The following is a 21,524-nucleotide window of genomic DNA, read 5'->3' as shown; positions in this document are numbered from 1 at the left end:
TTAGATTCAATTGCAAAATATGCTTGGAAATTTGGATTAGGGGTAGACCCAAAATCACCAGAAGCAAAGCATCCAACTACAGGAATAGAAATAGAAGAAAACTTTGGGCAAACTTATAATTTTGAATCATGGAAAAATAAAATTATTGAAACACCTATGTTTGCATTAGCAGATATAATGGAATCGGGTCATTATGGAGGATATAGTTTTATTCCCTTTGATTTTAGCAAGGATGAAAATGATTCTGAAATATTAAGCAATGCTAAGGATTCGATAAAAAAGAAAATAACAGATACATTAATGAAGGTTGGTACACCAGAGCAAGAAAGTGATGATCAGAAATTTGCAGAAAGTATAAAACCGGATATAAAAACAGTTGTAGAAAACTCAGAAAAATATAGAAATAGAGTAAGAGAAAGAGAAGCAGCAGGTATTAAAGTTAATATAGAAGATCAAATAGAAGTTGTTGCTGATGTTATATCAATGCATACTATATTTGACCAAACTACAGCAATAACAAGTCCGGCACAAATTATTTATAATGCTATAGGGCAAGGTATGCTAGCATTTACACCTGTTCAGCTTGCAAACTATGTTGCAACTTTAGCTAATGGTGGAACTAGATATGATGTAATGATGGTTGATAAAATAACAACACCAACGGGAGAAGTTGTTAAAGAGTTTCAGCCACAGGCAGTAGATAAAATAGATATTCCAGATGAATATCTACAAGCTGTTAAAGATGGTATGTATAGAGTTAATACTAATCCTAGTAATGGATGGGCATATCAATCATTCGCTAATTTCCCAATTAAGGTTGGTGGAAAAACAGGTACGGCTGACTTTGGAACTGAAGAGCAATATAGCTTCCAAGGAAGAAGACCTAATGGTAACTATATAAGTATGGCACCATTAGATAAACCAGAAATAGCTGTTTTCTCAACAGTTTATGATGGTAACAAGGGTAGTTCTGGAGCCACTATTCATAAAGCTATTTATGAAGCTTACTTTAAGGATGAATTATTAAAGATGGATCCTAATTATGGAGATAAATCATCATCCTTTAGAAAATATGTTTTAGAATCACCTTTAAAAGATAATAGATAAAATTAATATTTAAAAGAAGCTATATTTAGAAGGTTTTTAGTCTAAAATAGCTTCTTTTTTTAATTTCAGCTAATTAGTTTAATACAATATGCATTTTTTTATTTAAATATGTTAAATACTGTTGTTTAGTGCTATAATTAAAATGTATAATCATAAATACAGTAAATTTATATTTATAGATTAGAAACAAGTTGGTGGAGGGTGGCCAATGAAGGATGACAGAATTCAAATAAGAGGTAACAAAGACGGAATTAACGCAATATTAGATATGAGTAGGTTTAGTAATTTTGATGAAATGCTAAACTTATTAATTGATAAGTTAATGGCTGGAAGAAGCTTTTATAAGGGTTCATCACTTAAGATTACAGCTAATCTTAGTAAGGTAAGTGCTGAAGATATTGCTAGGTTAAAGGATGTACTTTTTGAGAGGATACAAATTAAAGAGTGTGTTTTTGAAGAAGAACAAAAGAAAGAAAATATAGGAAGTAAGGTTTTTGCTGGTGTATATGAAGGTAAAACTAAGTTTATTAAGAAAACTGTAAGGGGCGGTCAATTAATAAACTATGCTGGAAATATCGTAATTATTGGAGATATTAATAGCGGGGCAGAAGTACATGCAGCCGGCAATATCGTAGTTTTAGGAACTATTAAGGGACAAGTACATGCTGGTGTAGGTGGAAACGATAATGCTATTATTTGTGCTTTATGCTTACAACCTGAAATACTAGAAATTGCAGGGATGATTACAATATCACCAGATGATAATGGAAAGCCATCATATCCAGAGCTTGCAATGATAAAGAACAATATGATAGTAGTAGAACCTTATTTACCGAATAAATATATATATTAACGTTGGAGGGATATAGAATGGGAATTTCGATAGTTATTACGTCAGGAAAAGGTGGCGTTGGAAAAACTACAACAACTGCAAATATTGGAACTGCCTTAGCAGCTTTAGGTAAGAGAGTAGTTGTGGTAGATGGAGATACCGGACTAAGAAATTTAGATGTTTTAATGGGACTAGAAAATAGAATAGTGTATACTATAACAGATGTAATAGAAAATAGATGTAGATTAAAGCAAGCTTTAATAAAGGATAAAAGATATCAAAATCTTTGTTTATTACCAACAGCTCAAACAAAGGACAAAGATGATATAAGACCACAAGATATGCTTAAGCTTGTTAATGAGTTAAAAGAAGAGTTTGATTATGTATTAATAGATTGCCCAGCAGGAATAGAGCAAGGATTTGAAAATTCTGTGGTTGGAGCAGATAAGGCTGTAGTAGTAGTAAATCCAGAAATTACATCAGTTAGAGATGCTGATAGAGTAATTGGTAAGCTAGATGCAAAAGGATTAGATGATCATGCAGTTATTATTAATAGATTAAACTATGAAATGACACAAAGAGGGGATATGCTAGATATACCTGATATAATAGAAACTTTATCAGTTGAATTATTAGGTGTTGTTCCTGATGATAAAAACATTACTGTTTCAACAAACAAGGGTGAGCCGATAGTTTTAGATAATGCTTCAATGTCAGGGCAAGCGTTTAGAAACATAGCTAAGAGATTAACTGGAGAAGAAGTACCTTTAATGGATTTAAAAGGTGAAAGTGAAGGGTTTTTCGCATCAATAAAGAAGTTATTTAAGCGCAAGTAGGGGGAGATGAGAGGTGGATTTTTTCAAAAAGTTTTCAAGTAAGCCAACTCCTAAGGATGTTGCAAAGGATAGATTAAAACTAATATTAATTCATGATAGAGGGGATTTATCACATGAAACTCTTGAAAAGATAAGAGTTGAAATATTAGAAGTTTTATCTAAGTACGTAGAAATAGAAGCAAATGATGTAGAAATTGCTGTTAGTAAAGCTGAAACAGTTGAAGGTAATAGTCCAGCGTTAGTTGCAAATATTCCTATAAAAAACATAAAGGGTAGATAAGAAAAGTGCTTTTTAGCACTTTTTTGTTTATGTAACTATTAAAATATTATTAATATTAATTATATAAATTGAATTTATATGGAGAAAGTTAAAAAAAGTGGTTATAATAAGTTTGTAATTACTTAAGAATGGAGGTGGAATATGTTATCTAAGTTTAAGATAGAACTTAAGCAATTAAAGGAAATCGATAAGGCTGTTTTATTTTCAATGATGGCTTTAATGATATTTGGAATAATAAATATTTATTTAGCCAGTAGAGCTGAATTTGGAACTCTGTTTCTAGTAAGACAATCTATGTGGTTTGTAATATCTATGGTAGCTTTATATTTTGTTATAGCTATAGATTACACTTTGCTTAAGGGATATACTCCATTATTTTATTGGGGAGCTATTGCATTGCTTATTGTAACTATGTTTATAGGAACCGATATTAATGGTGCAAGAGGATGGATAAGATTAGGACCACTATCTTTTCAGCCAGCAGAATTAGCTAAAATGGCTACAATTATGATGCTTGGAAAAAAGCTAGATGAAATGGATGGGACTATAAATGAGTGGAAGAACTTTTGGATAATGGCATTTTATGCTATAGTACCAGCTGTATTTATTGTTATTCAACCTGATATGGGAATGACAATGGTATTGTTCTTTATAGTAGTAGGGATATTTTTTATTGCAGGATTAGATATAAGAGTAATAGGTGGTGGTTTATTATCACTATTATTAGCTATTATAATTGTATGGAATTCAGGAATAATACAGCCTTATCAAAAAAAGAGAGTTACTTCATTTTTAAATCCAGAAGCGGATAGTTCAGCATCAGGGTATCAATTGAGGCAATCATTAATAAGTATTGGCTCAGGTGGTATTTTAGGTATTAATGGAGTTGGTGGTAGTGAATCCTCAGATGGATATGCATCACAATATGTTCCAGAGGTACAAACAGATTTTATATTTGCTAGTATAGGTGAACAATGGGGATTATTAGGTTCAGCATTTTTATTATTACTATACGGTATTTTGATTTCTAAAATGATTGCAATAGGTCGAACTGCAAAGGATAAGTTTGGATCTATAATATGTGTAGGATTAGTAGCATATTTTCTATTTGCACTTCTTCAAAATATAGGGATGACAATAGGATTAATGCCTATTACAGGAATAACATTACCATTGATAAGCTACGGAGGAAGTTCTTTATTAACTACTGTATTATCAATTGGTTTAGTAATAAATGTTGGAATGAGAAGAAAAAAATTATACTTTTAAAGAGTCTGATAAAATCAGGCTCTTTTTATTTTAAGCTTTTTAAATAATGGAATAAATATTATATTTTTTTAATATAATTTAATAATTAATTGTAGGAGGGGCTATATGGGGAACTACAGAGATGAATATATGAAATATTATGAAGAGTTAAAGAATAAATCCAAAGGAAGAAAGGATAGCAATTTAAATAGTAATAAAAAAAACAAGGTAAATTCAATAGAAATGCAAGATGAAACAGAAGATATCTATCCAAGCTATAGACAACAATCCTATAGTTATTATAGAGGATCAGTACATGGGTACAATTATAGGAGTCCAAGTCATGGTGGATACAATTATAGAGGTCAATATAATAGGCAGGATGTTACACCTGAAAATTACTTAAATAAATATTTAAGAAGAACAATATATAGATTAATGGGTACTGCTCTATTATTTGTTGGTGTTTTATGTTTAAAGGCTATGCCATATAAAGAAGCGAGTAAAGCTTACATTACTTGTAAATCTATGATTGATAAGAATTTTGATTATGATAAATTAATGATATCTATAAAGGAAGCAACTGATGAAGTGCAAAATGTATTTAAGATAGATAATAAAAAAACGGAGGATGTAGAGGGATTTAAAGAAGAAGGAGATAGTGTAAACATAGATCGTTTAAATAATGAAAGTAAGGAAGAGGTAGAAAAAGTAGAATAAATAATTATAAAAAAATATATGAGAGGGATGTTTATAAGGTGACTTGCAGCAATTTTAGGGAGATATAAATGAAAAAAGAGACTAAGATATTTTGGGCAGAAATACTACTAATTATATTAATATGTAGTAGAAGCAATGAATTAGCATTAGCTTTTCTATATGTAATGATACATGAAATTGCACATATAATAGTAGCTAGTATGATGGGTTGTAAATTTTATAATATGGAGATTCATATATTTGGAGCTAGAGCCGCCTTTGTTGACTTTGATACATTGACAGATGTAAAGAAAATAATTGTCTATTTAGCTGGTCCTGTATGTAATATTGGACTAGCATTATTATTTAGTTTTATAAACATATATAATGATTTATCATGGGTTACTTCAGGAATATTATTAAATTCAGGATTAGCATTTTTTAATTTACTTCCAGCATATCCGCTAGATGGTGCTAGAATATATGAAATATTAATTTCTAAAAAAATGTTATATAAAAAAGCTAAAAAAGTAGTTAGCATATCGAGTTATTTTACAGCTGTATTATTCTTTATTATAGCTATTGTACTTTTCGTAAAATTACATATATTTAATTGGAGTATGGTTATAGGAGCATTTATTATTATATATATAACAAGAGGTGAACAAAAAAGTGCGATGTATATTACCATGGGAAATATTATAAAGAAAAGAAAAAAACTAATAAAAAATAAGTATTTAGACAATAAATCAATTTCAGTATACTACAAACATTCATTAGTAAATGTATTAGCTTTAGTAGATATAAATAAGTTTAATTCTTTTTATATATTAAATGATGATATGAAAATGATAGGCATAATGTATGAAGATGAACTAATAGATGCATTGAAAATTTATGGAAGCATTACATTAGAAGATTATATTAATATTAAAAATAAAGAGTCTAACTAAGATAAATAATAAAATTAAGGGTTAGTAGTATAGATTTACTTTTTATAAGTATGTGTGCTAGAATAATAAAGATATTAAAGAAGTATATAAAGTATACTTCTTTTTTACTTATATAAAACTAATAAGTATTAAGGCTTTAAAGATATTTAAAAAACAAGTTAAGTAATTTGTACATATTTACACATAGTATAAATAAACGAGATAGACTTTAGTTTATAGGAGGAAGAGTAATGAAAAAAATTACAGACCATATTTTACATAAGGTTGAAAAGCCATCAAGATATGTTGGTGGTGAATTAAATCAAGTAATAAAAAATCCAAATGAAGTTGATATAAGATTTGCATTTTGTTTTCCAGACGTATATGAAGTGGGAATGTCTCACTTAGGAACAAGAATACTATATCATACTATAAATTTAAGAGAAGATACATATTGTGAAAGAGTATTTGCTCCATGGCCAGATATGGAAGCTCAATTAAGAAAAAATGAAATTCCATTAATGACATTAGAAACAAAAGATCCATTAAGCAAATTTGATATATTAGCTTTTACTCTTCAATATGAAATGAGTTATACAAATATATTAAATATGCTAGATATGTCTGGTGTAACTATAAGAGCATCAGAAAGAAGAGAAGATGAACCAATAGTATTTGCTGGTGGTCCATGCGCTTATAATCCAGAACCACTACATGATATAGTTGACCTATTCCAAATTGGAGAAGGTGAAGAAATCATGGATGAAGTTCTTGATTTATATAAAAAGCATAAGAATGATAAAAAGTTATTCTTAAGAGAAGCTACTAAAATACAAGGTATTTACGTTCCTTCTTTATATGATGCAACTTACAATGAAGATGGAACTATAAAAGAATTTAAGCCTAAGTTTGAAGATGTTCCAGCAGTAGTTAAAAAGAGAATAATAAATAATTTTGATAAGGTAGACTTCCCAGTAGATATGGTAGTTCCTTATTCAGAAATAGTTCACGATAGAATAGTATTAGAAACAACTAGAGGATGTACAAATGGATGTAGATTCTGTCAAGCTGGTATGATTTATAGACCAGTAAGAGAAAAATCAACTGAAACATTATTAGATCAAGCTAGAAAGATGATTGAAGCTACAGGATACCAAGAAATTTCGCTTGCATCATTAAGTATTTGTGATTATTCAAATATACAAAACTTAGTAAGTAACTTAATTGATGAGCATAGTTCAAAAAACGTAGGTGTTGCACTTCCATCAATTAGAGTAGATGCTTTTTCTGTTGATTTAATAAAGGAAATTCAAAAGGTTAGAAAAACAGGATTAACTTTTGCACCAGAAGCTGGTTCACAAAGAATGAGAGATATAATAAATAAGGGATTAACAGAAGAGAGAATGTTAGAAGCAGCAAAAAATGCTTTTGAATCAGGGTGGAGCACAATTAAGCTTTACTTTATGTTAGGTTTACCTTATGAAGAAATAGAAGATGCAGCAGGTATCGGTGATTTAGCTCAAAAGATGGCAGATGTTTATTATGGAATTCCAAAGGAAAATAGACAAAAGGGATTAAAAATAACAGTAAGTACATCTATATTAGTTCCTAAGCCATTTACACCATTCCAATGGGCGCCTATGGATAGACCAGAGGAGATATGGAAGAAGATTGATGCTGTAAAGGGAGCTATTAAATCAAGAGCTATAAATTACAACTATCATGAACAAAAAACATCATTTATGGAATCTGTTTTTGCTAGAGGAGATAGAAGAACTTGTGATGTTTTAATAAAGGCTTTTGAAAAGGGAGCTAAGTTTGATGGATGGTCAGAATACTTCAGCTATGATTTATGGATGGAAGCTATGCAAGAATGTGGATTAGATCCAGAATTCTATGTTTATAGAGAAAGAAGCTATGATGAGATACTTCCATGGGACTTTATAGATATTGGAGTAAATAGAAAATATCTTGAAAGAGAAAATGAAAAAGCTAAAAAGGCAGAGCTTACACAAAATTGTAGAAAAGGATGTACAGGTTGTGGAGTAAATGTGAACTTTAAAGAAGGAGAGTGTTTTGAAGGTGCGTTACGTAATTAAATTTACTAAAGATTCAAGTATAAAATTTATATCACATTTAGATTTAATGAGAACTATTCAAAAGGTAATTAGAAGAGCAGGACTTCCGATACAATATTCAAAAGGATTTAATCCTCATATGGCATTATCAATAGCACAACCTTTATCAGTAGGTGTTTATTCAGATGCAGAATATATGGATATAGTATTAGTTGAAGAATTAAATGAAGATGCTTTAATAGAAAGCTTAAATTCAAAAACTGCACAAGGAATAAAATTTATAAGTGCGCATAAAGTAATAAATGTTGAAGGAGAAAAAAAGCTTCCTCAATCAATGGCTTTAGTTGATGCTGCAAGATTTACAATTAAAATGTTATGTGAAAACATAGATGAAGTAGATGAAAAAATGAAAGTATTAATGGCAGATGAAGGATGGATAACTATTAAAAAGAGTAAAAAAGGTGAAAAAGAAGTAAACTTGAAATCACTTATTAAAGATATGAGATATTGGATAAAGGATAATGAGCTAATACTTAATGTTTTAGTAGCATCAGGAAGTAGGGAGCATTTATCACCTGACTTAGTTGCTTCTTATATAAAAGGAAAAATATCTAATATAGTAGAAGATGCATTTGTAGATATAAAAAGAGAAGAAATGTATGTTCAAAAAGGAAATAATTACGTAGCTTTATATAAAAGTATTTAGGAAGTGTATTAAATGAAAGAGATATTCATTGAGAGGAAAGAGCATCTTTTAAGAATAGCCATAAAAGAAAATGAAATTTTATCAGAGTGCTTTGTAGAGGAGCAATCTACAGAGCCTCAAATTGGTGAAATATATAAGGGCAGAGTAAAAAATATAGTTCATGGAATAAATTCTGTTTTTGTTGATATAGGATTAGAAAAGGAAGCCTATATGTATTTAAGTAATGATATAAAAAGAGATGGAATAAAAAAAGGTGATGAACTTTTAGTTGAAGTAGCTAAGGAGCCATTAAATGGTAAGGGAGCTAAGATAACTAAAAAAATAAGCTTGCCAGGAAGATTTATGGTGTTAACATTAGGGGGAAAAGGTGTAAGTTTTTCTAAAAGAATAACAAGCTTAGAAGAGAAAAATAGAATATCAAAAGCTATAGAAGAAATAAAGGGATATGAAATAGTAATAAGAACAGATGCAGTGCATGCTAGTGATGAGGACTTATTATTAGAAAGAACTTCACTTTTAGAAGAAATGGATAGACTTTTAAAAAAGCTTAAATATAGCTTAAACCTAGGAAAGGTATATGGAGATAACATTATATTAAGTAAAGTCCTAAGAGATAATATTGACGGTGAAACATCAATAATTTTAGATAGCAAGGATGACTACGAAGAAGTTAAGGAATACTTAAAAGAGAGAACTGATATAAAAGTTAGCTTATATACTCAGCAACGAGGATTACTTGAGTATTATTCTATAGAAAAGGAAATACTAAAGCTTAGGCACAATAAAGTAAACTTACATTGTGGTGGAAATATAGTTATTGAAAAAACAGAAGCTATGTATGTTATAGATGTTAATTCAGCTAAGAATACAAAGGGAAGAAGTTTTGATAAAACTATATTAGAAACTAATTTAGAAGCAGCAGAAGAAATAGGAAGACAAATAAGATTAAGAAACTTAGGTGGAATAATTCTTATAGACTTTATAGATATGAGAGATTTTTCTCACAAAGCGTTAGTTATGGAGAATTTAAAGAAATCATTAGCTAGTGATAAGGGAAATATAAAGATATTTCCATTTACAGAACTAGATTTAGTTCAAATTGCTAGAAAAAGAAGAGGTAAATCAATATATTATTACCTAGATGAAAAATGTAAAAGATGTAATGGTTACGGAGAAGTATTAAAAATATCATATATAGAAAATTTACTTAGAAATGAAATAATTAAATGTAATGAAGACAACTCTATTAAGGATTTTTATATAGAGCTTGATAAAAACTATCAAGAAGTAGTCCAAGGTGATTTATTTACATTTATTAAAAATATTGAAGGGCTAGATAAGGAAATATATCTGAATTTTGTGGATGGAATTGAAGGATATAAGATAAATCCTCTAATCTTTAATAGTCAAAAAGAAAATGTTAAAAATTTCAGGGTAAAAGCTTATGAAAAATGTGAATAAATTTCTTTACAAGTAACATAATAATGTGATAGAATAACAGATGTTAACCGCACATACGAGGTTTTTTAAGAAACAAAGTTTAGAGCTTTGTACCTCTATTGGCGAGACCGTAATAAGAGGAGGTGTTTTTAATGTACGCAGTATTAACTACAGGAGGAAAGCAATACAGAGTTCAAGAAGGAGACGTAATATTCGTTGAAAAACTTAACGCTGATGTTGACTCAACAGTTGAATTAACTGAAGTTTTAGCAGTATCAAATGGTGAAACTTTAAAGGTTGGTGCACCAGTTGTAGAAGGAGCTAAGGTTATAGCTAAAGTTGTTTCTCAAGGGAAGGCTAAGAAGATCACAGTTTTCAAGTACAAAGCAAAGAAAGACTATAGAAAGAAAACTGGACACAGACAACCTTACACTAAGTTAGTAATCGAAAAGATCGAAGCTTAATTATCATGATTAAGGTTAGAATCTTTCAAAAAGACAATTTGTCTCTTGGGTTTAAGATTAAAGGTCATGCTTTATCAAGAAGAGAAATGGAAAGTGCAACTGGAGATGTTTATGATTTAGTTTGTAATTCTGTTTCAGTAATTTCTCAAAGTACCTTAATTGGTATAGAAGAGGTTTTAAAGCTTCCAGTAAAGTATGAGATTCAAGATGGATTTTTACATATGAATTTAACAAGTCTTACTTCAGAAGAGATAGAGAAAGCTCAAGTTTTACTTTTAACCTTTGAAAAAAGTATAGAAAGTTTAATTATGAGTCTTCAAGCTAGTTTTGGAAAAAACAAGGATAGTGAATATATAAGATTAATGAAAGAGGAGGTGCAAGAGATATGTTAATGATGAACCTTCAATTATTTGCTCACAAAAAAGGGGTAGGTAGCTCAAAGAACGGTAGAGATTCAGAATCAAAAAGATTAGGAGTTAAAGCTGCTGACGGAGAGTTCGTTTTAGCTGGAAACATTCTAGTTAGACAAAGAGGAACTAAGATTCACCCAGGAACTAACGTAGGTAAGGGTGGAGATGATACTCTATTTGCTAAAGAAGATGGAATCGTAAGATTCGAAAGAATGGGTAGAGATAAGAAGAAAGTTAGCGTTTACCCTGTAAATGTTGAAGAAATAGCAGAATAATTATTTTTTCATAAAGCACCCTAATTATAGGGTGCTTTCTTTAATGTATAGGAAAGTATAAAAATTAAACTGGAAAAGTAATTTAATATTTATGTAAAGTTTTCTTTTTTTACTTTATGGTATAATAAACATTATAAAATAATGGAATAATATAAAAAAGAATATTTATATTATTAATTGCAATTAGTAAGGTTGCAGAAAGATAGGTGAAGTATATGTTTATAGATAGAGCCAAGATATTCGTTAAATCAGGAGATGGTGGAAACGGATGTGTATCATTTAGAAGAGAAAAATATGTACCATTAGGAGGACCTGATGGAGGAGATGGAGGAAAAGGTGGAAGCGTTATATTCAGAGTAGATACTGGATTAACTACACTTTTAGATTTCAAATATAGAAAGAAATTCGTAGCAGCACCTGGAGGAAAAGGTGAAGGTTCAAAATGTTACGGAAGAGATGGAGAAGATTTATACATAACTGTTCCTATGGGAACTATTATTAGAGATTTTGAAAGCAATAAGGTAATAGCAGACCTTTCACATAAAGATGATATATTTGTATTAGCTAGAGGTGGAAAAGGTGGAAAAGGTAACTGTAAGTTCTGTACACCAACAAGACAGGCGCCTCACTTTGCTGAACCAGGAATGCCAGGAGAAGAAAGATGGCTTACATTAGAGTTAAAATTACTTGCAGATGTAGGCTTAGTTGGATTCCCTAATGTAGGTAAGTCAACATTGCTTTCAACAGTAACAGCTGCTAAACCTAAAATAGCTAACTACCACTTTACAACTTTAAAGCCAAACTTAGGAGTTGTAAAAGCAGAAGGAATAAATGCCTTTGTTATGGCTGATATACCAGGAATTATAGAAGGTGCAGCAGAAGGTGTAGGATTAGGATTAGACTTCTTAAGACATATTGAAAGAACAAGATTATTAATTCATGTAGTTGATATATCAGGTGTTGAAGGAAGAGAGCCATTTGAGGACTTTGTTAAAATAAATGAAGAACTTAAAAAATACTCAGTTAAACTTTGGGATAGACCACAAATAGTTGTAGCTAACAAAGCTGATATGCTTTATGATGATGCTGTATTTGAAGACTTTAAAAAGAAAGTAAATGAATTAGGATTTGAAAATGTATATAAGATGTCAGCAGCGACTAAATCAGGTGTTGAAGATGTTATTAAGGAAGCGGGAAGAATGCTTACAGAAATTCCTATAACAGGATTAGAAATATCTGAGGATGAAATGTATATACCAGAAGCAAAGAGATTTACTTATGAAATTTCTGTTGAAGATGGAGAAGAAGATAACAAGGTATATGTTATATCTGGTTCATTTGTAGATAGATTATTAAACTCAGTAAATATCCATGATGCAGATTCATTAAGATACTTCCATAAAGTATTAAAGAATAAGGGAGTATTAGATCAAATTAGAGAAATGGGAATTGAAGACGGAGATATGGTTAGACTTAACGACTTCGAATTCGAGTACATTTTATAGGAGGATTTATAATGTTAACAGGAAAGCAAAGAGCTTATTTAAGAGGTTTAGCTAATAATCTAGATCCTTTATTCCAATTAGGTAAAAATGGAATAGAAGATACTTTTATAAAGCAAGTAGAAGAAGCATTAGAAGCTAGAGAATTAATAAAAATAAAAGTTTTAGAAAATAGTGGATTAGAAACTAGAGAAGCTTCAAACTATATTTGTGAAAAAGTTGGATGCGAAGGTATTCAATCAATAGGAAGCAAAATGGTTTTATATAAGAAATCATCTAAAAAGCCTAAAATAGAAATTCCAGTAGCTAAAAAGAAATAATGAAGCGAATTGGAATAATAGGAGGAACCTTTAATCCTATTCATTCAGCGCATTTATATATTGCGTATGAAGCAAAAAATCAATTAGATTTAGATAAGGTAATATTTATGCCAATAGGAAGCCCACCACATAAGGACACTAGTAGTGTCCTGGGTTCTTCCTTAAGGTATGAAATGGTTAAAATTGCTATAGAATCATATGAAGGCTTTGAGATAAATGATTATGAGATAAAAAAACAAGGGTATAGTTACACTTATGAAACCCTTGAATATTTAAATTCAGATGAAGATCAACTGTTTTTTATAACAGGGGCAGATTGTTTAATGGATATAGAAAAGTGGAAAGAGCCACAAAGAGTTTTAAAAGCTTGCAAATTTGTAGTTTTCAATAGAGCAGGTTATGACGAAGAAAAGTTAAAACAAAAGAAAATGGATGTAGAAAAAAAATATAATACAACTATTGAATTTCTAGATATAATGAATTTAGAAATTTCTTCTTCTATGATAAGAAAACGAATTAAGATGAATAAAAGAGTAGATTTCTTTTTGCCAGAAAAAATTTTAAGTTTTATAAGAGAGAATAATTTATATAAGGAGTAGTTGTATGTATGATATTGAAAAAATAAAAGGTCACATTAAAGAACATTTAAAAGAAAGTAGATTTATTCATACATTAGGAGTTGTAGAAACAGCAGTAGCACTTGCAAGGTTAAACGATGTAAGCGAAGAAAAGGCATTAGTAGCAGCATTATTACATGATGTAGCAAAAAATATGACTATTAATGATATGAAAAAAATAATTAATGAGAATAAAATAGAGCTATCCTTTGAAGAGGAGCAAAGTCCAGAATTATGGCATAGTATGGTTGCTCCAATAATCTCAAGGAAGGTTTTTAATATAGAAGATGAGGAAATATTAAGTGCTATGAGATGGCATACAACAGGAAAAGAAGGTATGTCAAAATTAGATAAGATTATATATGTAGCAGATATGATAGAGCCAAATAGAAAATTTCCAGGTGTAGAAAGTTTAAGAAAAGAAACTTTTAGAAATTTAGATGAGGGATTGATTATGGCTATGACTCATACAATTAAATATTTATTAGATATGGGGTTAGCTATTGATATAAATAGCATTAAAGCTAGAAACTATATGATATTGAATAGGAGTTAACTATTTAAAATATTAGTAGAATAGAGGTAGTTATTGATGGGAAGTAAAAGAGAGGATATAAGTAATCCGAATATAAAGAAAAAGAGCTTAAAAGATGAGCATATAGAGAAGAAAAAAAGAATAGCATTAAAGAAAAGAAAAAGAAGAATAAGAAGATTTATAACTGTGTTATTTACTTTTCTTATAGTTTTAATAGTAGGGGGAGGCCTTTATGGGTACTCATTTTTAGCAGGATTAAACAATAATAATGAATTGCCAACAGCTATAGTTCCGTCAAAGAATGAATCAGTAAATGTTTTAATCGTTGGAATGGATATTGGAGATGTAGACAATTTAGGAAATGAATCAGCTAGAAGAACAGATACTATAATGGTATTTAATTATAATCCAACTACTAAAAAGACACATATTGTTTCTATACCAAGAGATACTATGATTGAGGTAGATGCCTATGTTGATGATGGTGAGTACCAAAGATATTGGAAGATAAATTCTGCATATGCATTAGGTGGAGAAGAAGAATTAATAACTCATGTTCAAAATTTGTTAGGTATAAATGTTAACTATATGGTAGAAATTGATTATCAAGCATTTAGAAGTTTGGTTGATGCAATTGGTGGAGTTGAAATGTACATAGAACAAGATATGTTTTATGATGATGATGGTCAAGATCTTCATATAAACTTTAATGCTGGAGAAACGGTTCATTTAGATGGTAAAAAGGCTGAGGAGTTCTTTAGATGGAGAAAAAACAATGATGGAAGTGGTTTAGAAAATGGTGATATAGATAGAATTAAAAACCAACAAAAGCTTCTAGGAAAAATTATTGAAAAAAGTATAAATCCATCAGTAATATTTAAGTCCCCAAAAATATTTGAGGCTATAAGTAGTAATGTAGATACAAATATGACTGCTAATGAAATTTTATCATTAGGATTAAAGGTTATTAGACTTAATCCAGAGGATGTTATAATGACTACCTTAAAGGGAGAATTTGAAGAGATATATGGGCAGGCGTATTTAATTGCAGATGAAGAAGCCAATCAAGATTTAATAAATGCTTTAAATTCATCAACACCATTAAGTAATGAAGAAAGTGTTGAAAATACTGAAAATATGGAAGCTCCATCAGCTGATACAGGAGCTAAGGCTAATTTAAAGATAATGGTGTTAAATGCAACTAAGATAAATGGTTTAGCAGGTGGGTTGCAAGACGAATTATATGCTTTAGGATATACTCATGTTGATGCTGGCAATGCAGACCCAAGAGATAAAAGCTTTATTCAAGTTAAGGATAAAAAGAATAGGGAAATGTTAAAAAGTGATACTGGAATAGGAAAAGTCCAAAAAGGTATAGATAGTAATTATGAAGAATATGATGTAGTTATATTCCTAGGGAAAGATTATAACTTATTTGGAGAATAATAATATATGGGCAATTGGCTAGGTCAATTGTCCATTATAATACATAAGTAAGTGTTGAAAGTGAATAGTGCGGAATTAATATAATAGTGCTTTTAATATCAATACACTATTATATATAGACACTTTTTTTAATAACTATAGAGAAGATAGAAAGGAGAATTTAGTGAGACTATTTATGATAATAGAAAATCTCGCTAAAGATAAATTATGAGTACTATAAAGAAGACAGTTCAAAAGGAATTTGAAGGTAGGAAAATAAGAGAATACTTAAAAGAAGAGCTTGGGTTATCATCTAGATTAATAAGAAGTGCATCAATAGATAAAAGAATATTTGTAGATAATAAAGCTATAAAAATGAATTATGTATTAAAGGCTAATGAAGAAATACTTATTGATTTATGTAAGGATGAAACTCAAAATATTGATCCAGAAAAAATGGATTTAGATGTAGTTTATGAAGATGAAGATATTATAGTAATAAACAAAAGTCCTAATATGGTTGTTCATCCTACTAAGAGATATCAATCTGGTACACTAGCTAATGGATTAATGTATTACTTTAAGGAAACAAATCAAAAGTGTATTGTTAGATTAGTAAGTAGGCTAGATATGGATACATCAGGATTAATAATTGTAGCTAAAAATCAATATGCGCATATGGAGTTATCTAAAGAAAAATCAAAGCAAGAGGTAGAAAAAAGATACATTGCAGTAGTTCATGGTCATCTTGAAAATTTGGAAGGAACTATAGATTTACCTATATATAGACCTGAAGAAGAAGGAACTTTATGTAGAGTAATTGATGATAGAGGTCAAAGAAGTATTACTCATTACAAGGTAATAGAAAGATTAAAAGATGGTGATGTAGTAGAATGTTTATTAGAAACAGGAAGAACACATCAAATTAGAGTTCATTTAAAGGCACTAGGTCATCCTATATATGGAGATACATTATATGGGGATGAATCTGACTCTGAAATTATGTCTAGGCAAGCACTTCATGCTTATGGATTAGACTTTAAATCACCTAGAACTAAGAAACCTTTAGAATTAAGAGCAAAATTACCTAAGGATATAAAGACACTTATAGAAAAAATGAAGTAATAGAAATCTATTACTTCATTTTTCTTTTTATATTATTAAATCTTCTTTTCATTCTACGTTTTTTTCTATTGTTAATTATTATAACTCTAACAACAAATAAAAGCACAAGTATGGATATAATTACAGGAATAATATATTTCTTTGCTTTTGTCATTATGTTATCAATACTTTCCTCAACAACTATCTTAGAAGAGTACTCCCTGTTTTCTCCACTAAGTAAATTAATTTCAGTATATTTTTTATCATTTAGAAAAATATCACCTTTAAATAAAATATCACCTTTAGTTATACTTTCTTTACTTAAATCCTTATCTGGATATTTTACAGATAAATTAGGTTTTTCAGAAGCCCTTTCCTTTAAATAAAAAATATCCTTTTCTGCTAGTAATGGTATTGTAACTTTATCATTTAATTTATATTCTGATATAACACTATCTTTTTCAATGATTTTTATACTTTCGAAATTATCAAATCCATATTGAAATAACGGTCCTACACTTGAAAACTGAGCATCCTTATCTACAGCATTTAAAAATGATGCAATTAAAACTTGCTCCCCTTTTTTAGCAGCAGAAGTATATGTATGGTTTGCTTCTGGCGTATAACCAGTTTTTCCGCAGTAAGCAAATTCATAGTAATAAGGAGTTAATTCATTTATACAATGGTTTCTATTATTTGCCCATTTTTCACTACCATCATAGTTTAGATTGTTAGGAAAAATATAATATGGTGTTTTTGAAATTTCTATAAAATCTGGATTTTCAACAGCAGCTCTCATAATTAGAGATAAGTCATATGCTGTAGTTATATGTCCAGGCTCATGTAAGCCACTTGGATTTTTGAAAGTAGTGTTTCTTGCACCTAATTCTTTAGCTTTATTAGTCATTAACTTACTAAATTCTTCATTAGATCCAGATATATGCTCTGCTAAAGCTTCAGCACAATCATTGCCTGATTCAAGTAATAAACCAAGTAGTAATTCTTTTATAGTATAAACTTGACCTTCAGCTATTCCTATTGAAGAACCTTCAACTAAGGGAGGATTAACTCCAATGGTAACCTTATCATCGAGTTTTGAATTTTCAAGAGTAATTAAAGCTGTCATCACCTTAGTTGTAGAGGCAGGCTCAAATTGAGTATTAGGATTTTTAGAGTATAATATATCTCCTGTTAAATAATCCATAAGAACTACACCTTCAGCCTCTAGTGGAGGGGCATCTAATGCCATAACATTATAGCTAGCAATATTAGTAAATAATAATAAGATTACTAATAATTTATATATAAAGTTTCTCATTTTATTCTCTCCTGTAAAATAATAGTTATAGATAAAGTAATTTTACCAAAAATGGTATGAATATTCTAGGTATTATTTCAAAATGAACTATTTTAGGATTAATTTATGAAAAAAATGTTAAAAATTATAGATAATAATTAAGTTTGGAGGAAAAAATGAATAAATTTGCTGGCAAAATTGATAAGTTAAAGGATAAAAAAATAATAGGAATATTGGTGATTGCTGTAGCATTAGTAGGTTTTTCTTTTAAGATATATGGAGAAAATAGAGGAAGAGTTTTCAAGGATGAATATATGGATGATATATTTGTAGAAGAAACATTTAATGCTGATGAATCAGAAAGTATAAGAGGAGAAAAGATAAATTTAGAGGTAAATAAAAAGCAAATAACAGTAGAAATTAAGGGGGAAGTAGCAAATCCTGATGTATATATATTAGAAGATGGAAGTATAGTAAAAGACTTAATTGATATAGCTGGTGGATTAACAAGTGATGGTGATATATCAAAAATTAATAGAGCTGATAAGTTAAGGGCGCATCAATTAGTTTATATACCAAATAAAAATGATTCTACAACTACTAATGCAAATGGTAATGTTAGTGAAGCACCAGTACAATCTTCATCGGATTCTAATATTATAAATATAAATACAGCAACAAAGGATGAACTTAAAAAAATAAGTGGGATAGGAGATTCAAAGGCACAAAAAATAATAGATTATAGAGAAAAAAATGGTGGATTTAATTCAATTGAAGATATAAAAAATGTAGATGGAATTGGAGAAAAGACTTTTGAGAACTTAAAAGAGGAAATTGAAGTGTAATATTAAAATTATATACTTTACTGTAATATGTCAATTATATGGCAAACGCTTTTAAAATAAAGGTTTAGATGTTATAATTAATTGAAATTAGGAAAAAATAAATGCTAGGGAGGGATAAAATGATAAAAAAGTTAGTTACTGTTTTATTAAGTGGAATATTAGCATTTTCTTTAGTTTCTTGTAATGAGGAGACAAATAACATTACTAGTACACCAGAACCTAGAAGTGTTGAGGAAGAAGTCGTATTAGATGGTGAATGGTCAAAGGATTTTACAAAGGAAGAAGTAGTAGAATTTAACGATAAAATACGTGATAGAATAGAAGAATTATCAAATATATATGAGTTAACATATTCAAAAGAAGAAAAGGTAAAAGAGGAGAATGGTGAAACGGTTAATGATAATCACATTTATATAGATAATCTTAATCCTGAGCCAAATAGAATGGAAAGTATGTACTATGGACTTAAGATGTATGGTTCAGATATGTCTCAAGGACAACTTGTTTTAAAAGTAGGATTTAACTTAGATAGAGATGTTTTAAAAGAAGAGGGAGCATTCAATTTTGAAGAAACCTCAATATCATCATATTCAGCATGTTTTACAGGTGTTGATGATAGAGATTACTCAGATATAAATGCTCAAATATATGATGTAGTTATGAATGATATTAATGACTATAAAATAGAAAATAATTTAAATGGGTTACAAGAGACTATAAGCATAAAAGATAATTACTTATTATACAGATTAGAAACAAGAAAATATAATTTTAAAAGGTAGTAATGTACATAACTAAATAGTCTTATTATTAAGGGAGATTGGGAGGAAGAAAATTTGTTAGAAGAAAAAAATATAAATGAAGAATTAGTAGACTTAGAAAATGAAACAAAAACAGAAGAGATAATTTTAGAAACAGAAGATACATTATACGAAGAAAATTTAAATGATGAAATAAAAGTAGAAGAGGTTACAAAACCATCTTTCTTTAAAAGATTATTAACGGCAGGGATAGACCAAATGGTAGTAATAGCGTCATCGTTAATAGGATTATTATTATTTGATCTTATATTAAGATTATTTGGATTCTATATAGTTGAAAGACAACCGATGTTTTTAATAGTATATATAATAATGAATGTTATATATGGACCAATTTGTGAATCATTAAAATCACAAAAGACATTAGGAAGAATTATAGTAAAGTAATAATATAATAAACACATTGATTAGGAGATAAGGATGAGAAAAGGAAGCACAGTACAAGTAAAGATAGATAAAACAGAGTTCCCATCAGTTGGTGTTGGAACTTTAGGAACAAGACAAATATTTGTTAAAGGTGCTTTTCCAGGGCAAGTAGTTACAGGAAAAGTAAAAAAGAAAAAACAAGAATTTGCTGAGCTGAAGCTTTTATCAGTTGATGAAAGAGCCGAATATGAAATAGAAGCACCATGTGAGTATTTTGGAGTTTGTGGAGGGTGTAGTTCACAAAACTTAACTTACGAAAAGCAATTAGAGCTTTTAAATGAAGAGGCTAAAGAGCTTTTTGTAAAGGGAAATATTCCTATGGGAGAATATCTTGGAGTAGTAGGTAGCCAAAATCAATGGGAATATAGAAATAAAATGGAATTTACCTTTGGAGATTTTGAAAAAGGTGGAGAACTTACTTTAGGAATGCATATGAAAGGTAAGTCATTTGGTATAATAACTGTTGATAAATGTATGATAGTAGATGAAGATTTTAGAACTGTCATTAAGGCAACAGTTGATTACTTTAAGGATAAAGAATTACCTTATTATAGAGTAATGAAAAGAGAAGGTTATTTAAGACATTTAGTTATAAGAAAAGCAATTAATACAGGTGAGTTAATGGTTAATTTAGTAACTACAACTCAAATAGATTTTGATTTAACAGATTATGTTGAAGTACTAAAGTCTAAATCATATAAAGGAGAATTAGTTTCAATATTACACACAGAAAACAATTCATTTTCTGATGCTGTAGTTCCTGAAAAAGTAAATCTTTTATATGGTAAGGATTATATTATAGAAAACTTATTAGGATTACGCTTTAAAATATCACCATTTTCATTCTTCCAAACGAATACTAAGGGTGCAGAAAGCCTTTATAGTATAGTAAGAGATTTCATGGGAGAATCAGGTGATAAGGTTGTGTTTGATCTTTATTGTGGGACAGGAACTATAGGTCAAATAGCAGCAGCAAATGCTAGTAAGGTAATAGGAATAGAACTAATTGAAGAAGCTGTTGAAGCTGCAAAAGAAAATGCAAAGCTAAATGGTTTAAACAATTGTGAGTTCTTAGCTGGAGATGTAGCTGAAATAATTAAAAATGTTAAAGCTAAACCAGATATAATAATATTAGATCCACCAAGAAGTGGAGTTCATCCAAAGGCATTAGAATACGTAATTAAGTTTAATGCTAAGGAAATAATATATGTTTCATGTAATCCAAAGACATTAGTAGAAAACCTAGAAACATTAATAGCATGTGGATATGAAGTAGTAAAGAGCACTGTAAAAGACATGTTCCCAAATACACCACATGCTGAGAC

24 protein-coding genes are annotated in these 21,524 nt (G+C 29.4%); 23 read left to right on the top strand and 1 reads right to left on the bottom strand.

Going from position 1 to position 21,524, the window contains the following annotated elements:
* From ACRDBA_RS16080 to ACRDBA_RS15990, 19 genes are all read left to right on the top strand, one after another.
* The coding region (locus ACRDBA_RS16080; RefSeq protein WP_438573943.1) for a penicillin-binding transpeptidase domain-containing protein at positions 1 to 1,107 on the top strand (1,107 nt) is incomplete at its 5' end.
* A gap of 208 nt (positions 1,108 to 1,315) precedes the next feature.
* Positions 1,316 to 1,960 carry a septum site-determining protein MinC gene (minC, locus tag ACRDBA_RS16075; protein WP_438573942.1) on the top strand — a complete coding sequence of 215 codons (645 nt, stop codon included), beginning with the start codon at positions 1,316 to 1,318 and terminating at the stop codon, positions 1,958 to 1,960.
* A 17-nt stretch (positions 1,961 to 1,977) separates the two neighbouring features.
* A complete protein-coding gene (gene minD / locus ACRDBA_RS16070) occupies positions 1,978 to 2,775 on the top strand; it encodes a septum site-determining protein MinD (protein WP_438573941.1) in 798 nt (265 codons plus the stop codon).
* A gap of 13 nt (positions 2,776 to 2,788) precedes the next feature.
* On the top strand, positions 2,789 to 3,055 hold the full coding sequence (minE, locus tag ACRDBA_RS16065) for a cell division topological specificity factor MinE (RefSeq protein WP_438573940.1): 267 nt from the start codon (positions 2,789 to 2,791) through the stop codon (positions 3,053 to 3,055).
* 141 nt (positions 3,056 to 3,196) lie between these two features.
* Positions 3,197 to 4,324, top strand: coding sequence for a rod shape-determining protein RodA (gene rodA / locus ACRDBA_RS16060; RefSeq protein WP_438573939.1), 1,128 nt, complete (start codon positions 3,197 to 3,199; stop codon positions 4,322 to 4,324).
* A gap of 105 nt (positions 4,325 to 4,429) precedes the next feature.
* Complete coding sequence (locus tag ACRDBA_RS16055) at positions 4,430 to 5,023, top strand: hypothetical protein (protein ID WP_438573938.1); 594 nt, start codon at positions 4,430 to 4,432, stop codon at positions 5,021 to 5,023.
* A 68-nt stretch (positions 5,024 to 5,091) separates the two neighbouring features.
* Entirely contained in the window at positions 5,092 to 5,955 is an 864-nt protein-coding gene (locus ACRDBA_RS16050) for a site-2 protease family protein (protein WP_438573937.1), read from the top strand.
* Between the two features lie 230 nt (positions 5,956 to 6,185).
* Positions 6,186 to 8,033, top strand: coding sequence for a TIGR03960 family B12-binding radical SAM protein (locus ACRDBA_RS16045; RefSeq protein WP_438573936.1), 1,848 nt, complete (start codon positions 6,186 to 6,188; stop codon positions 8,031 to 8,033).
* The gene (locus tag ACRDBA_RS16040; protein WP_438573944.1) at positions 8,017 to 8,718 is read left to right on the top strand and encodes a TIGR03936 family radical SAM-associated protein; all 702 of its coding nucleotides are present in this window, start codon (positions 8,017 to 8,019) and stop codon (positions 8,716 to 8,718) included. Before ACRDBA_RS16045 ends, ACRDBA_RS16040 begins: the two co-directional genes overlap by 17 nt.
* Before the next feature lie 12 nt (positions 8,719 to 8,730).
* Positions 8,731 to 10,179, top strand: coding sequence for an Rne/Rng family ribonuclease (locus ACRDBA_RS16035; RefSeq protein ID WP_438573935.1), 1,449 nt, complete (start codon positions 8,731 to 8,733; stop codon positions 10,177 to 10,179).
* A 131-nt stretch (positions 10,180 to 10,310) separates the two neighbouring features.
* The gene (gene rplU / locus ACRDBA_RS16030) at positions 10,311 to 10,622 is read left to right on the top strand and encodes a 50S ribosomal protein L21 (RefSeq protein WP_438573934.1); all 312 of its coding nucleotides are present in this window, start codon (positions 10,311 to 10,313) and stop codon (positions 10,620 to 10,622) included.
* A gap of 5 nt (positions 10,623 to 10,627) precedes the next feature.
* Positions 10,628 to 11,014: a ribosomal-processing cysteine protease Prp gene (locus tag ACRDBA_RS16025; RefSeq protein WP_438573933.1), complete on the top strand. Its 387-nt coding sequence runs from the start codon at positions 10,628 to 10,630 to the stop codon at positions 11,012 to 11,014.
* On the top strand, positions 11,008 to 11,307 hold the full coding sequence (gene rpmA / locus ACRDBA_RS16020) for a 50S ribosomal protein L27 (RefSeq protein ID WP_438573932.1): 300 nt from the start codon (positions 11,008 to 11,010) through the stop codon (positions 11,305 to 11,307). Before ACRDBA_RS16025 ends, rpmA begins: the two co-directional genes overlap by 7 nt.
* Positions 11,308 to 11,522: 215 nt before the next feature.
* On the top strand, positions 11,523 to 12,812 hold the full coding sequence (obgE, locus tag ACRDBA_RS16015; protein ID WP_438573931.1) for a GTPase ObgE: 1,290 nt from the start codon (positions 11,523 to 11,525) through the stop codon (positions 12,810 to 12,812).
* A gap of 11 nt (positions 12,813 to 12,823) precedes the next feature.
* On the top strand, positions 12,824 to 13,129 hold the full coding sequence (gene yhbY, locus ACRDBA_RS16010; protein WP_438573930.1) for a ribosome assembly RNA-binding protein YhbY: 306 nt from the start codon (positions 12,824 to 12,826) through the stop codon (positions 13,127 to 13,129).
* The gene (gene nadD / locus ACRDBA_RS16005) at positions 13,129 to 13,728 is read left to right on the top strand and encodes a nicotinate-nucleotide adenylyltransferase (RefSeq protein ID WP_438573929.1); all 600 of its coding nucleotides are present in this window, start codon (positions 13,129 to 13,131) and stop codon (positions 13,726 to 13,728) included. The genes yhbY and nadD overlap by 1 nt, the downstream gene beginning before the upstream one ends.
* A gap of 4 nt (positions 13,729 to 13,732) precedes the next feature.
* Complete coding sequence (yqeK, locus tag ACRDBA_RS16000) at positions 13,733 to 14,302, top strand: bis(5'-nucleosyl)-tetraphosphatase (symmetrical) YqeK (protein ID WP_438573928.1); 570 nt, start codon at positions 13,733 to 13,735, stop codon at positions 14,300 to 14,302.
* Between the two features lie 36 nt (positions 14,303 to 14,338).
* Positions 14,339 to 15,727: an LCP family protein gene (locus ACRDBA_RS15995; RefSeq protein ID WP_438573927.1), complete on the top strand. Its 1,389-nt coding sequence runs from the start codon at positions 14,339 to 14,341 to the stop codon at positions 15,725 to 15,727.
* 207 nt (positions 15,728 to 15,934) lie between these two features.
* Positions 15,935 to 16,831 (top strand): RluA family pseudouridine synthase, encoded by an 897-nt coding sequence (locus tag ACRDBA_RS15990; RefSeq protein ID WP_438573926.1) that lies wholly within the window; start codon positions 15,935 to 15,937, stop codon positions 16,829 to 16,831.
* 10 nt (positions 16,832 to 16,841) lie between these two features.
* Here ACRDBA_RS15990 and ACRDBA_RS15985 read toward each other — a convergent pair whose 3' ends face one another.
* Positions 16,842 to 18,128: a serine hydrolase gene (locus ACRDBA_RS15985; RefSeq protein WP_438573925.1), complete on the bottom strand. Its 1,287-nt coding sequence runs from the start codon at positions 18,126 to 18,128 to the stop codon at positions 16,842 to 16,844.
* A gap of 155 nt (positions 18,129 to 18,283) precedes the next feature.
* Here ACRDBA_RS15985 and ACRDBA_RS15980 point away from each other — a divergent pair, with 155 nt between their 5' ends.
* From ACRDBA_RS15980 to rlmD, 4 genes are all read left to right on the top strand, one after another.
* On the top strand, positions 18,284 to 18,952 hold the full coding sequence (locus ACRDBA_RS15980; RefSeq protein ID WP_438573924.1) for a helix-hairpin-helix domain-containing protein: 669 nt from the start codon (positions 18,284 to 18,286) through the stop codon (positions 18,950 to 18,952).
* Positions 18,953 to 19,071: 119 nt separating this feature from the next.
* Positions 19,072 to 19,734, top strand: a complete 663-nt coding sequence (locus ACRDBA_RS15975; protein WP_438573923.1) for a hypothetical protein — start codon at positions 19,072 to 19,074, stop codon at positions 19,732 to 19,734.
* A 54-nt stretch (positions 19,735 to 19,788) separates the two neighbouring features.
* Positions 19,789 to 20,160: a hypothetical protein gene (locus ACRDBA_RS15970; RefSeq protein ID WP_438573922.1), complete on the top strand. Its 372-nt coding sequence runs from the start codon at positions 19,789 to 19,791 to the stop codon at positions 20,158 to 20,160.
* A gap of 33 nt (positions 20,161 to 20,193) precedes the next feature.
* The coding region (rlmD, locus tag ACRDBA_RS15965; protein WP_438573921.1) for a 23S rRNA (uracil(1939)-C(5))-methyltransferase RlmD at positions 20,194 to 21,524 on the top strand (1,331 nt) is incomplete at its 3' end.

This window comes from Clostridium sp. (assembly GCF_051654825.1).
Taxonomy (GTDB): domain Bacteria; phylum Bacillota; class Clostridia; order Clostridiales; family Clostridiaceae; genus Clostridium.
Note: the sequence above shows the minus strand (reverse complement) of the source record. Positions and strands in the feature narration are given on the sequence as shown.